Origin of the sequence: Kitasatospora sp. NPDC127035, assembly GCF_042726075.1 — a bacterium.
GTDB lineage: Bacteria > Actinomycetota > Actinomycetes > Streptomycetales > Streptomycetaceae > Kitasatospora.
Genome location: NZ_JBHXDN010000008.1, coordinates 62,259 through 74,670, shown reverse-complemented (window position 1 = coordinate 74,670; position 12,412 = coordinate 62,259). Strand labels below are relative to the sequence as shown.

Annotated in this window: 12 protein-coding genes and 1 pseudogene; 6 read left to right on the top strand and 7 right to left on the bottom strand. The window is 72.8% G+C overall.

Going from position 1 to position 12,412, the window contains the following annotated elements; genetic code table 11:
- Nucleotides 1-29: 29 nt before the first annotated feature.
- The 3 genes from ACFWIC_RS07470 to ACFWIC_RS07460 all read right to left on the bottom strand — a co-directional run bounded on the left by ACFWIC_RS07470 (nt 30) and on the right by ACFWIC_RS07460 (nt 2,144).
- Nucleotides 30-437 carry a roadblock/LC7 domain-containing protein gene (locus ACFWIC_RS07470; protein WP_329950986.1) on the bottom strand — a complete coding sequence of 136 codons (408 nt, stop codon included), beginning with the start codon at nt 435-437 and terminating at the stop codon, nt 30-32.
- Between the two features lie 82 nt (nt 438-519).
- Nucleotides 520-1,764 (bottom strand): hypothetical protein, encoded by a 1,245-nt coding sequence (locus ACFWIC_RS07465; RefSeq protein ID WP_380516673.1) that lies wholly within the window; start codon nt 1,762-1,764, stop codon nt 520-522.
- Complete coding sequence (locus ACFWIC_RS07460) at nt 1,761-2,144, bottom strand: hypothetical protein (protein WP_329880103.1); 384 nt, start codon at nt 2,142-2,144, stop codon at nt 1,761-1,763. Before ACFWIC_RS07460 ends, ACFWIC_RS07465 begins: the two co-directional genes overlap by 4 nt.
- A gap of 1,048 nt (nt 2,145-3,192) precedes the next feature.
- On the opposite strand from ACFWIC_RS07460, the gene ACFWIC_RS07455 reads away from it, so the two are divergent.
- From ACFWIC_RS07455 to ACFWIC_RS07435, 5 genes are all read left to right on the top strand, one after another.
- Entirely contained in the window at nt 3,193-3,522 is a 330-nt protein-coding gene (locus ACFWIC_RS07455; RefSeq protein ID WP_380516670.1) for a hypothetical protein, read from the top strand.
- A gap of 366 nt (nt 3,523-3,888) precedes the next feature.
- Nucleotides 3,889-4,707, top strand: coding sequence for a beta-propeller fold lactonase family protein (locus ACFWIC_RS07450; protein WP_380354951.1), 819 nt, complete (start codon nt 3,889-3,891; stop codon nt 4,705-4,707).
- 133 nt (nt 4,708-4,840) lie between these two features.
- Entirely contained in the window at nt 4,841-5,293 is a 453-nt protein-coding gene (locus ACFWIC_RS07445) for an iron chaperone (RefSeq protein WP_380354954.1), read from the top strand.
- Between the two features lie 146 nt (nt 5,294-5,439).
- Nucleotides 5,440-6,081 (top strand): alpha-ketoglutarate-dependent dioxygenase AlkB, encoded by a 642-nt coding sequence (locus tag ACFWIC_RS07440; RefSeq protein WP_380516667.1) that lies wholly within the window; start codon nt 5,440-5,442, stop codon nt 6,079-6,081.
- Nucleotides 6,082-6,228: 147 nt separating this feature from the next.
- Complete coding sequence (locus ACFWIC_RS07435; protein WP_380354959.1) at nt 6,229-7,065, top strand: VOC family protein; 837 nt, start codon at nt 6,229-6,231, stop codon at nt 7,063-7,065.
- Between the two features lie 101 nt (nt 7,066-7,166).
- Here the strand turns inward: ACFWIC_RS07435 and ACFWIC_RS07430 are convergent.
- The 4 genes and pseudogenes from ACFWIC_RS07430 to ACFWIC_RS07415 all read right to left on the bottom strand — a co-directional run.
- Nucleotides 7,167-7,367, bottom strand: a pseudogene (locus tag ACFWIC_RS07430) (nucleotidyltransferase domain-containing protein); the annotation flags it as partial.
- Between the two features lie 70 nt (nt 7,368-7,437).
- Nucleotides 7,438-8,286, bottom strand: coding sequence for a carbohydrate ABC transporter permease (locus tag ACFWIC_RS07425; RefSeq protein ID WP_329880114.1), 849 nt, complete (start codon nt 8,284-8,286; stop codon nt 7,438-7,440).
- On the bottom strand, nt 8,283-9,260 hold the full coding sequence (locus tag ACFWIC_RS07420; protein ID WP_329950978.1) for a sugar ABC transporter permease: 978 nt from the start codon (nt 9,258-9,260) through the stop codon (nt 8,283-8,285). The genes ACFWIC_RS07425 and ACFWIC_RS07420 overlap by 4 nt, the downstream gene beginning before the upstream one ends.
- Before the next feature lie 33 nt (nt 9,261-9,293).
- A complete protein-coding gene (locus tag ACFWIC_RS07415; RefSeq protein WP_329880117.1) occupies nt 9,294-10,604 on the bottom strand; it encodes an extracellular solute-binding protein in 1,311 nt (436 codons plus the stop codon).
- 321 nt (nt 10,605-10,925) lie between these two features.
- Between ACFWIC_RS07415 and ACFWIC_RS07410 the strand changes: the two genes are divergently transcribed.
- A complete protein-coding gene (locus ACFWIC_RS07410; RefSeq protein WP_380516664.1) occupies nt 10,926-11,807 on the top strand; it encodes an IclR family transcriptional regulator in 882 nt (293 codons plus the stop codon).
- Nucleotides 11,808-12,412 lie beyond the last annotated feature (605 nt).

Genomic DNA, 12,412 nt, shown 5'->3' with positions numbered 1-12,412 from the left:
GTCGGGTGTCCGGTGCTGCGTGCCGCCGGTCAGAAGGCCGCTTCCCTGGACTCCCGCACCTCCTTGGGCGCGAGGGTGTCGTCGAGGAGCGCGGCGATGCGCTGGGCGGAACGGCGGGCCTCCAGGTGCAACCGGCCCACGTTCGCGTCCGGGTGGGCGAGGAGCGTGAGGACGCAGCTTCCGCCGGCCGCGTACGTGGCGACGTAGCCGTGCTCGCCCCGGACGAGTGACTCCCGGAAGTCGCCCTGGCCGGTGCTGTCGGCGAGCCGCTGGGCCAGGCCGAGCGAGGCGGCGGTCATCGCCGCCAGGCTCGACGGCTCGGTCCCGTGGGTGTCGTGCGCGACGAGCTGGCCGTCGACACCGGCCACCAGACCGCCCGCGAGGTGTGGTACCCGATGCCTGAGGGCGCGGAGTTCGGCGAGCAGTTCGGTCTCCAAGGCGATCAGTTGTCTCCTTCCGACACGCTGCTTGAGCGCCCGCCTCATGGCCGTGAGGGCGGGGTCGCGGGCGGAGAGTGGTTCAAAGTCGGGCCTCCAGAAGGGTTCTGACCCGGATCAGCAACGCGATGTCCGGATCGGGGGCGGTCAGCGGGTGGGCTGCCGGGGTCGAAGGTCGGGCGGAGGCGGCGGAGGCGGCAGCGACGGACGCCGCGTAGGCGGCCGGGGCCAGCGCGGCCAGCGCCGCACCGGGTACCCGCCGGTGCAGACCGCCGGACGCGGACGGTTCCCCCGGGGCGTCCCCGCTCCCCGACCCGGCCCCGCTCCCGACCCCGGGGTCGGAGCCGGCAGCGACACCGGCACCGGAGCCGGGCTCGGACTCGGCCCCGGGCCCGAGCAGCAGTCCTGCGGCGGCCAGCCGGCGGACGTCCACCGTGGTGGCGAACGCCGAGCGGCCGAGCAGCCGCGCCAGCTCCGCCGGGGTTCTTCGGCCGTCCGCGTGGTCGAGCAGGTCGCGCTGGTAGCGGCTCGGCGGGCGGATCCGGCGCGCGTGGCGGCCGGGGGCGGCGGGGAGCCGTGCGGCCGGACGGACCGGCGCGGTGTCGAGCTGGGGCCACGGCCAGATGCGGTCCAGCAGGATCCGCCGGCGTTCGGCCTCCCGGCGGAGCCGGGGGACGCCCACGGCCGCCACGGGGCCGAGCCAGTGCCGCACACCCGGTGCGAAGGTCCGGAAGGCGAGGGCGGCCGGGGCGTCCAGGAGGAAGCAGGCCGCGTCGTAGAGGGCGCCGAGGTGACAGAGCTCCAACTCGCCGCGGGTGAGCCGGCCCTGTTCGACCAGGGCCTCGCCGACCCCGGCATACGGGCCGGACCGGCGGACCTCCTCCTGCCAGGCGGCGGGGGTGAGCCGGCCGCAGGCGGTGAGCAGGGTGGCGAGGTCGGGTGTCCGGTCGGACTCGGCGTGGGTGACCAGGCCGTCGACGAGGTAGACGGTGCCCGCGGGCCCGCGCAGGGCACCGGTGGCGTGCTCGGCGGCCAGCCGTTCGACAACCGCGCCGGGCGTCCAGCCGGGGTGCACGGGAAGGGGTGCGGCGCCGGGAGCGGACACCGGTGCGGCGCCGGGAGCGGGCACCGCGGCAGGGCCGGGACCGGGCGCCGGTGCGGGGCCGGAGGAGGGAGCGGGGCCGGGGCCGGAGGAGGCGGTACGGGCCGCGGGGACGGAGCCGAGGGCGACGGCCTCGGCCGGAACCGTCGGCCGCCCGGCGGGTGGCCGAAAGCCGACGACCGTCCCGCCCGCCGTCGCCAGGTCACTCGTCCGGAAGTTCGTCATCCGAGCACCAGTTCCTCGGCGAGCGACTGGAGACGGTAGCGGGCGCCGGCGAGATTGCCCTCGCTGCGGTCCAGCCAGAGGTGCAGGACCAACCGGCTGTCGAAGACGGTGTCGATGAAGCACAGCAGGTGGTAACTGCGGCCTGCGGTCACGATAATGTCCTGGAGCGGCGCCTTCGAGTCCTCCGAGCCGGTGAAGGTCGGGCTCTCAACAGCCGCTCGTACCAGGTCGGTTGCCTCCGCGGCCGACGTATCATGGTCGCCGGTGGGGCTGACGCCGACGCTGCCCAGTGCGAGGCCGCTGCTCCAGTCGACGAGACTGGCGGCGCGGGCTCCTGCGATCGCCATCGCCTCGGTCAGGCATTCGTCGATACCCGGCACTCGGGCTCCTTCGGAGGGTTCGGGGAGGCTTCGGGGAGGGGTCCGGGACGGCCCCGCCGAGGTGGCTTCGCAGGCCGGAGGGTGTCGGGGAGGGTTCCGGGCAGCCGGGCGCACGCACCTCCGGGCCGCGCGGCACCGGCCGGACCGCCACGACCAGTGGCGGGTTCGACACGGAAGGCTACTGCCGGAATCTGTACGACGAACATTCCAATGGCATATTCACACCATTAGGGCCGACTTTCGGCCAACCTTTGACGGACCGTCAGCCCGCAGTTCACCGCAAAGCCGCAGACCGGGAGAGTGCGCTCGCGAAGGGCCGCCGATCCACCTGGAGCGCGACCTTGGCGGGTTGTCACCGCCGCCGACGGGTTTCGGCCGGGCCGTGCGATAGGACCGATCCGCACAACGACGAAGCGGCCGCCCCCTCGGAGAGGGGACGACCGCTTCGGATGGAGCGCCAGGCCCGGGTTGAACGGACTCTCCCTACTGAAAGTAGGACGTGCTCCGGTAGCACCACTGACGCCTGCTCGGGAGGCCGCTCCTCGCTTCGCGAAGATCGTTTCCTCTCGACGGGTTGAACACTAGCAGGACATCACGCCTGGTCAGAAATCGAACGGCAGGGGCCCTCGGGGTCGGCACCGCACTCTCGTACAGCTCGTGCGTGAACGGTTCGGCGGACGGGGCCGCGGCCGGCAGACGGATGATCCCGGGGCGCTCGGCGAAAGTGTCACGGCAGGCGTGCGCAGGGGTGCGCAGCGCGTCCTCCCACGGCCGATGCCGGACGCACTGCTCGCCGATGGTGAGGACGAGGTCGGCGCGCACCAGGGCGACGATCTCCGCCCGGCCGGCGACGTGGTCGTCCGGCGCGGGCGCGACGGACGGACCGAGACCGTCGACCTGGCCGGCGGCGCCCTACTGCCCTGGGGGGCGACGGCCACGCCCACCGCCACCGGCACCACCACCGCCGGGCACTGCTCGGCGGCGCGGTGGTCCGGCTGCCGGGCTTCCACTCGGCAGACCTCGGGCCGGGATCGTCCGCGCCCTGCTGGTGCTCGCCCTCGCCGTGCCGACCAGGGGCGGGGCGTTCGGCGACTCCTTAGTGGTGGCCGCCGCCACCGACGACCCGGCCGGGGTGTTCTCCACCGCCATGACGGATGACGTCGGCGGCCGGACGACGGACGCGCAGCGGGTCCTGATCGTCACCAGCCGGCCGGCCGCGCGGCTCGCCTGCCGGCTCACCTCACCCGAGGTGAACCGGCCCCTGGTGTCGATCGGCCCGATGGCCCTCCTGACCGGCGTCGGCCTCGCACCGAGGAGGCGGGCCCACCGGCCGGAGGTGTACGCCCGGCGCGGCGGCAGCAGGGTGGTCGCAGCCTGATCCGGCCCGACCGAAGGGGGAAGTGCCGCGCTCCGCCCGTCCGTTGAGCCGCCGACGCGGTGGGCAGCGGACGTCGGTGGGCGTACGATCGAAGGGCGACGACCACTCGACCGGCCACGCAGTGGCCCTCTCCGTGGCGGCCACGCGGCGACCGCCTCCGGGTGTGTCGGGGGAGGGTTCCCGCTGTGCGCACTCCGCCCGGAACGGCCGGACTCGCGCCGGTGACGGCTCCCGGCGGGCGGGCGCTCCGCCCGGGCGCGCGCGACAGACCGGATCCGCGGGCCTGCGGGCCCGGCGCCGCACCCGACGACGTGATCGGCAGCGGGCCCGACGTCCGGCCCGACGACGGAGGAGGAGTAGCAGCGCATGTCAGTCTTCACCACCCCCACAACCGGGGCTCACGGCGATCACCAGGCCATCGAGACGATCCCCGTGGGCCAGACCCCGCACAGTGTGGCGGCGAGCCGGGACGGTCGCCGCGTCTACGTCACCAGCTTCCTGGACGGGACGGTGACCGCCGTCGACACTCCGGCGAACACCGTGGCCACGACCTTCCCCGCCGCCGTCGGCCCCTACGGCGTGGCCGTCGCGGCCGACGGCGCGCGCGTGTTCGTCGCCGAGAACAGCTCGACCTTCATCCACGTGTTCGAGGCCGCCACCGGCGACCAGGCCGTCTCCACCGGCTTCGGCACCCGCCCGTACGGCCTGGCGATCACCGCCGACGGATCGCGACTGCTGATCGCCAACGCCATCGACGACCAGGTCCTGGTCTCCGACACCCTCACCAAGACCCGCGGGATCCTCACCGGTGTGGACTTCCCGGTCGCCCTGGCCGTGAGCCCGGACGGCCGCCTCCTCTACGCCAGCAACTACTTCCGGGACTCGGTCACCGTGATCGACGCCACCGGCATCCCGACGCTGGAGGAGACGGTGCCCGCCGACGTCGTGGCGACCGTCCCGGTCCGGCGGGGACCGTACGGGCTGGCGGTCAGTCCGGACGGCGGGCGGCTCTTCGTGGCCCACTTCCCGTTCGACACCGTCTCGGTGGTCGACACCACCACCCACACGGTCACCGGCACGATCCCCGTCCCGGGCGGCCCGCGCGGCGCTGCGACCAGTCCGGACGGGTCGAGGCTCTACGTCACCAACTACTTCGACCGGACACTGTCGGTGATCGCGGTCTGAGACTCGCCGGCCGGACCACCGGCGCGGCGGCGCAGCGGCACTGTCGGTACGTCAGGATATGGTCCCCTCTCAAGATCCCGTACCGGAGAGCCGGTTCGAAGATCCGTTCCACTCTTCAAGGGGGAGCCCGGCCATGGGCAGCACCGACAGCGGCGCGTACGAGGGATTCACGGCCGAGGAGCGGGCCGCGATGAAGGACCACGCCAAGGAGATGAAGACGGCCGCGCGCCGCGGCTCCCGCGCCGACAAGGCGGCGGAGGCCGAGCGGGACGTGCTCGCGAAGATCGCCGAGATGCGGGACTCGGACCGGATCATGGCCGAACGCGTCCACGCCGTCGTCGCCGCCAACGCCCCGACCCTCGCACCGAAGCTCTGGTACGGGATGCCCGCCTACGCGCTGGACGGCAAGGTGGTCTGTTTCTTCCAGAGCGCCGAGAAGTTCAAGGCGCGCTACGCGACGCTCGGGTTCAGCGACCTGGCGCAGCTCGACGAGGGCCCCATGTGGCCGGCGGCCTTCGCCCTGACCGAGGTGACGCCCGAGGTGGAGGCGCGGATCGCCGACCTCGTCAAGCGATCGGTGAGCTGAGCCCCCCTCGGCGAGCACCCGGCCCGGCCCCGACCCGACGGCACCGCCCGGCCCCGGCCCGACGGCACCGGCCGGGGCCGGCTCCGGGGCGCGCGCCGCTCGCAGTCTTTTCGCTCGCATGTTCGATTACGGCGTACGCTGGGCTCATGCGCAGCACGCTCCACCTCCAGCCCTCCCTGTTCGACGATCCCGGCCGGGCCGGGACCGCCCTCGGGCCGCTGTCGGGCGTTCGGCGGACGGTGCTGGGCGCGGGGGCGTGGCTGGACCTGCTGCCGGGGTGGCTCCGCGGGGCGGACCAGCTGTTCGAACACCTGGCCGCGAAGGTGCCGTGGCGGGCCGAGCGGCGCGAGATGTACGAGCGGACCGTCGACGTGCCCCGGCTGCTCGCCTCCTACGGGGAGGAGGACGCACCGCCGCACCCCGTGCTCGGGGAGGCGCGGGCGACGCTCGGCGCGCACTACGCGGACGAGCTCGGCGAGCCGTTCAGCACGCTCGGGCTCTGCTACTACCGGGACGGGCGGGACAGCGTGGCCTGGCACGGCGACCGGATCGGGCGGGGCGCGCACGTGGACACCATGGTCGCGATCCTCTCGATCGGCGAACCGCGGGCGCTGCTGCTGCGGCCCCGGGGCGGTGGCGGGCCGGTGGTGCGGCACCCGGTCGGGCACGGGGACCTGCTGGTGATGGGCGGTTCCTGCCAGCGGACCTGGGAGCACGCGGTACCGAAGACGGCGCGGCCGGTGGGGCCGCGGATCAGCATCCAGTTCCGGCCGCGCGGGGTGCTCTGACGGGCCCGGGGGCGACCTGACGGACGCGCGGGGGCGCTGCGACGAGCGCGGATCGGTCCGAGGGGGCGCGGACCGGTTGCCGGGCGCCGGGCGGAAGCAGAGGCTGGCCCCAGGGGCCCGGGTGGTTCCGGCGGCGAGGAGGGCGGCATGCCGAAGGCGGGCAGGTACCGCGACGGCGTCCCCTGCTGGGTCGAGCTGGGGACCCCGGACCTCCCGCGGGCCCGGCGGTTCTACGGCGCGCTGTTCGGGTGGGAGTACGTCGGGCTGCCCGGGTACACGGTGGCGACGCTGCGCGGGGCACAGGTCGCGGGGCTGGTCCGGCGGCCGGCGGGCGAGGAACGCTCGTGGACCACGTACCTCGCGGTGACGGACGTCGGACGGGCGGCCGAGGAGGTCCGGACGGCCGGCGGGCGCGTCGTCCGAGAGCCGTTCGAGAGACCCGAGCAGGGGTGGGCGGCCGTCGTCGCCGACCCGACCGGCGCGGTGTTCGGGCTCCGGCAGGGGCTGCTCTGGCAGGGGGCGGGTCTGGTCGACGAACCGTCCGCGTTCAGCTGGAGCGAACAGCTCTCCCCCGACCCGGCCACGGCCCGGACCTTCTACCGGCGGGTCTTCGGGTACGAGTACGGGTCGGGCGCGGACGGCGGCACGGTGTTCCGGGTCGGCGGAGCCGTGGCCGGCGGCATCGGCGGCGGCCACGGGGCCGACGCCGACCGGACGGGCCGGACGGGCCCGACGGGCCGCGCAAGCGGGAGCGGGAGCGGCGGGACGGGCCTGGGGGCGGCCGGTCCGCCGCCCGTCTGGAGCGTCCACTTCGGCACGGACGACACCGACCGCGCGGCCGAGCGGGTGCGCGAGCTGGGCGGGGAGGTGCTGGCGGGACCGCACCCGACACCGTTCGGACGGCGGGCGGCGGTCCGGGACGACGGCGGGGCGGAGTTCACGCTGATCGGCCTCCCGTCCGCAGAGGGGACCCTGGCCGCGTAGGAGGGCGGAACGCCCGGTGCCGCCGCAGCATCCCCGGAGCGACTCAGGGGAACGGGGAACTGCTGGCCCGGCGGCGGGCCGTCGAGCCGGCGGTAGCCGAGTTCGTGCAGGCCGGCGGCGAGCGCGGGGGCGTCGGCGGCCGGAACGAACCAGTCGATGTCCTCGTGGTCGCGGGTGAGCTCGCCGAGGAAGAAGTCCATCGCCCAGCCGCCGCGCAGCCGGACACGAGTGCCGAGACGGCGGGCGAGGCCCACCGTCTCGGCGATCTGGGCGAGTTGCCCGTCGGCGCGTTCCCTGTTCATGGACCCCACCTCCATGATCGGGACGCTACACCCGCCGCAGCCTCTCCCCCGCGGCACCGGCCCTCGCGGGCTAGTCCTTCACAGCGCCGGCCAGCCCGGAGACCAGCTTGCGCTGCACCGCGATGAAGAAGATCAGGACCGGCACGGTCATCAGCGTCGAGGCCGCCATGATGCCGCCCCAGTCGTTCTCGTCCGGTTTGAAGAAGACCAGCAGCGCGGAGGGGAGGGTCTGGTTCTCGGTCGCGCTGATGATGAAGGTCTTGGCGAAGACGAAGTCGTTCCACGCCGCGATGAAGGAGAACACGCTGGTCGCGGCCAGGCCCGGGGCCACCAGCGGCAGCAGGATCCGCCAGAGGATCCGGCTCCGGCTCGCACCGTCGATCTGCGCGGCCTCCTCGATGGAGACCGGCACCGCGGCGACGAAGCCGCGCATCATCCAGATCCCGAAGGGCAGCGAGAACGCCAGCTGCACCAGGATCAGCGAGGCCAGGGTGTTGAGTCCGACGCCCGGCGCCAGCCGCCCCGCGTCGCGGAACATGAAGAACAGCGGGATGGTGAGCGCCTCGACCGGGATCATCTGGGCGATCAGGAACATCACCATGATGGTGGTGCGGAACCTGAACCGGAACCTCGTCACGGCGACCGCCGCGAGGAAGACCACCAGGGCCGACAGCACCACCACCGACAGCGCGATGATCAGGCTGTTGACGAAGTACCGGCCGAACCCGTCGACGCTGAGCACCTGGCGGAAGCTCTCCAGCGTCGGGTGCGCGGTCCACGGTCGGGGGTCGAGCGACTGCACCTCGCCCTTCGGCTTGAACGCCGAGAGCACCATCCAGAAGATCGGGAAGGCGGTGACCACGGCCACCAGGATCGCGAGGGAGTTGGCGGCGAGCCGCCTGCGGCCACGGGTGTTCACAGTTCATTCCCCGTCCGTCGCAGCGAGCGGATGTAGAGGACCGTCGGGATCACCAGGATCAGCAGCATGATCACGCCGATGGCCGCGCCGAGTCCGTACTGGGAGGACGCGAACGCCTTCTGGTAGGCGTACACGTTGAGGACGAGGTTCTGGCCGGCGATTCCGCCGCCCTCGGTCATGACGTAGATCTGGGTGAAGACCTTGAAGTCCCAGATGACCGACTGGATCACCACGATGGTCAGGATCGGCCGGAGCATCGGGGCGGTGATCCGGCGGAAGGTGGCCCAGGTGCCGGCGCCGTCCAGCGCCGCGGCCTCCAGGATCTCGGTCGGGATCGCCTTGATGCCCGCGTAGAGCGTCACCATGACGAACGGGAAGGAGTGCCAGACCACCACGGCGCCCACGATCAGGAACGCGGTCCACTTGTCGTAGAACCAGTTGAACTCGTGGAAGCCGTTCAGACCGATGCTGACCAGGGTCTTGTTGACCAGACCGAGGTTGGTGTCGAAGAGGAAGCTCCACACCGTCGAACCGGTCATCGCCGGCGCCGCCCAGGCCGCCATGGCGGCGGTGGTCAGGACCAGTCGGGAGATCCGGCCCACCCTGGTGAGCAGCACCGCGAGGGTGGCGCCGACCGCCAGGGTGGCGACCACACAGAACGCGGCGAAGCCGATCGTCTGCGTCAGCACCGACCAGAACTGCCCGTCACCGAGGATCTTCTGGTAGTTGCCGAGCCCGACGAAGCTGGTCGGCACACCGCCGGAGGCCTGGGCCTGACCGAAGTCCAGCACCGACAGCAGACCGAGCTGGTAGATCGGGTACGCCACCAGGGGGATCATGATGATCGCGGCCGGCAGCAGGAGCAGCAGCGGGGGGCGGCGCCGGCCGCGCGGGGGCGCGGCCGGGCCGGTGCCCCGGCGCCGCCCGCTCGGGGAGGGCGGCGCCGCCGGGGCGGTCGTGGTGGGTGCGGACACGTACGGGACCTGCTCTCTTGCGGGGGCCGGCGATCAGCGGGCCGCGAAGGCCGACGTGATCTGCGTGGCGGCGTCGCCCGAGGCCTTCGCCACGTCCGCCTTGCCGGTGACGATCTGCTGGAGCATCGTCGGGATGACGGCCTGCGCGTCGATCTGCGCCCATCCCTGGTCCAGCGGCACGAACTTGGTACCGGCCGCGATGGTGTCGGTGAACGGCTTCAGGAAGGCGTCCTTGGCGGCGACCTTGGCGTTGACCGGCTTCAGCGTCGGCAGGTTGCCCATCGCGTCGTACATCTGCTCCTGGTACGCGGGGCTCGCCAGCAGCTCTGCGAACTCGACGGCCAGGGTGCGGTGCTTGGCCGCCTTCATCACGCCGAGGTTGTTGCCGCCGGCGAACGCCGGGGCGATCGAACCGGGCTTCTCGCCGGGCAGCGGGACGACCCCGTACTTGCCGTTGACCGGGCCCGCGTCGACCTTGCTGCGGCTGGAGTTGGGCAGGATCGCCATCGCGGACTTGCCGGCCGCGAAGAGGTCGACGGTCTTGCCGCCGGTGAGGTCGGCGCACTGCTGGACCGGGCAGCCGCTCTCGCCGAAGAGGTCGGTGTAGCGCTTGATGCCGGCCTGCGAGGCGGACGAGTTGATCGTCGGCTTGTAGGTGGTGCCCTCCTTGGCGGCGATGTCGCCGCCCGCGTCCCAGACGAAGGGGAGCGCGCCGAAGGTGTACTTGCCGCCGACCGCGATGCCGAAGGTGTCCGGGTGCGCGGCGTGGATCTTCTGGGTGGCCGCGACCAGCTCGGCGTAGGACGTCGGGGCCGCGAGGCCGGCCTCGGTGAAAAGGTCGGTGCGGAAGTAGAGCGCCCGCACGGCGACCCACCAGGGCAGGCCGTAGGTCTTGCCGTCGAGCACCGCGGTCTTGGCGATCGCCGGGTCGAGGTCGCCCTTGTCCTTCCACTTGTCGAGGTCGGCGCCGATCTCGGCGAGGCCGCCGGCCGCGACGTACCCGGGGAGGTCGGTGTTGCCGAACTCGACCAGGTCCGGGGCGCTGTTCGGGTCGTTGAACGCGCCCTTCATCTTGGCGGCGCGGGCCGAGGCGTCGGTGTCGATGTAGCTGACACTGACGGTGACGCCCTGGTGGGAGGCCTGGAACTCGGCGACGGCCTTGCTGACGACCGCTTCCTTCGCGGCGTTGCCGGCCTCGTTGTACAGCCAGACCTGCAGGGTGCCGGTCTTGTCGTCGGCCGCCTTGTCACCGGCCGGCAACGCGGTACCGGGCGAACAGGCGGCGGCGGCGAGACACGTGGCGGCGAGGACGGTGGCCGCGGCGGCCCGTCTGACGATTCGCATGGGTGGAGACCTCCCCTCCCGACAGTTGCCGCCGAGACGTGCGCCGCTGGGGACGGGCGCGTCGAAGCAGGCCCTGACCGGGGCCGATGGTGGGTGCGTGAACGCATTGATGTGGGGGTACGGCAGAGCGACCGCTCGGGTGGGCTACGTCGCCTGCTCGATGCCAGGGACGTTAGGCGCGGGCGCTCACGGCCAACAAGAGGCCGTTCGGGAAGTTTTGCAATGCACAACGGTGTATCGAAAAAGCGGTAAGCGAGGTGCGGGAGGGTACGGTTCGACAACCGCCGCAGTCCGGTGGCGGAACGAGAGGGGAACGGACCGATGACGGAGAAGGCGGTCAGCGCGGCCGGCACGAGCGCGGGCCCGGCAGCCGGCGCGACCGCGGGCGGCACGGCCACCGGCGCGGAGAAGCCGAAGAAGACCACGGGCGAGCGGAACCAGTCCTCCTCCCTGCGTCGCGCGCTGTCCGTCCTCGGCTACGTCCGCGACCACGGCGACGGCCGCGGCGTCCCGCTCACCCAGCTCGCCGAGGCTCTCGACCTCAACAAGTCGACGGTCCTGCGGCTGACCGGCCCGCTGCTGGACGAGCACCTCCTCGACCGCGACCGGGAGACCGGCTGGTTCCGGCTCGGCCACGGCTCGCTCCGACTCGGCCAGGCCTACCTCTCCACCCTCGACCTGCGCAGCGTCGCCGCCGAACACCTGCGCCGCCTCCAGCGGGAGGCCGGCGAGACCGTCCACCTGACCGTCTGGCAGGCGCCCGGCATCGTCTACCTCGACAAGGTCGAGGACGAGACCAACGTCCGGATGGCCTCCCGGGTCGGCAGTCGGGCCCCCGCCTACTGCACCGCCACCGGAAAGGCGATCCTGGCGTGGCTGCCCGAGGAGGCGGTCACCGAGGTCGTCGCCGCCGGACTGCGCCCCGTCACCGCCTGGACCATCTCCGACGAGACCCACCTGCGCGCCGACCTCGCCCGGATCCGCGCCCGCGGCTACTCGATCGACGACCGCGAGAACGAGCCCGAGGTCCGCTGCGTCGCCGCCCCGATCTTCGACCACACCGGCGAGGTGACCGCCGCCCTCTCGGTCTCCGGCCTCACCTCACGGATGACCGCCGCCCGGGTCCGCGCCCTCGGCCCGGTCGTCGCCCAGGTCGGCCTGCGCATCTCCCGCGAACTCGGCTCCGACCGCGCGGTGACCTGACCGGCGCGGCCCGCCCGGGCGGCCCCGGTGAACGCGAACGGGGCCCGGCACCTTCTCAGGTACCGGACCCCGTCCGACGTGGAGCGCCAGGCCCGGGTTGCACGGACTCTCCCTACTGAAAGTAGGACGTGCTCTGGTAGCACCACTGACGCCTGACGAGAGATCATCTCCCTCGCGACAGGAAGAACAGTACCAGGTCAGAGCCGGTGCACCACAACCCGACCGCCCACCCGCCGACCCCGCGAAACGCGAACGAGGCCCGGCACCCTCTCAGGTACCGGACCCCGTCCGACGTGGAGCGCCAGGCCCGGGTTGCACGGACTCTCCCTACTGAAAGTAGGACGTGCTCTGGTAGCACCACTGACGCCTGACGAGAGATCATCTCCCTCGCGACAGGAAGAACAGTACCAGGTCAGAGCCGGTGCACCACAACCCGACCGCCCACCCGCCGACCCCGCGAAACGCGAACGAGGCCCGGCACCCTCTCAGGTACCGGACCCCGTCCGACGTGGAGCGCCAGGCCCGGGTTGCACGGACTCTCCCTACTGAAAGTAGGACGTGCTCTGGTAGCACCACTGACGCCTGACGAGAGATCATCTCCCTCG

What these genes read in the sequence shown, in the direction of transcription:
- ACFWIC_RS07465 (WP_380516673.1), bottom strand. Translation starts at nt 1,764, where the DNA reads ATGACGAACTTCCGGACGAGTGACCTGGCGACGGCGGGCGGGACGGTC.
- ACFWIC_RS07435 (WP_380354959.1), top strand. Translation starts at nt 6,229, where the DNA reads ATGCCGAAGGCGGGCAGGTACCGCGACGGCGTCCCCTGCTGGGTCGAG.
- ACFWIC_RS07415 (WP_329880117.1), bottom strand. Translation starts at nt 10,604, where the DNA reads ATGCGAATCGTCAGACGGGCCGCCGCGGCCACCGTCCTCGCCGCCACG.
- ACFWIC_RS07445 (WP_380354954.1), top strand. Translation starts at nt 4,841, where the DNA reads ATGGGCAGCACCGACAGCGGCGCGTACGAGGGATTCACGGCCGAGGAG.
- ACFWIC_RS07450 (WP_380354951.1), top strand. Translation starts at nt 3,889, where the DNA reads ATGTCAGTCTTCACCACCCCCACAACCGGGGCTCACGGCGATCACCAG.
- ACFWIC_RS07410 (WP_380516664.1), top strand. Translation starts at nt 10,926, where the DNA reads ATGACGGAGAAGGCGGTCAGCGCGGCCGGCACGAGCGCGGGCCCGGCA.
- ACFWIC_RS07440 (WP_380516667.1), top strand. Translation starts at nt 5,440, where the DNA reads ATGCGCAGCACGCTCCACCTCCAGCCCTCCCTGTTCGACGATCCCGGC.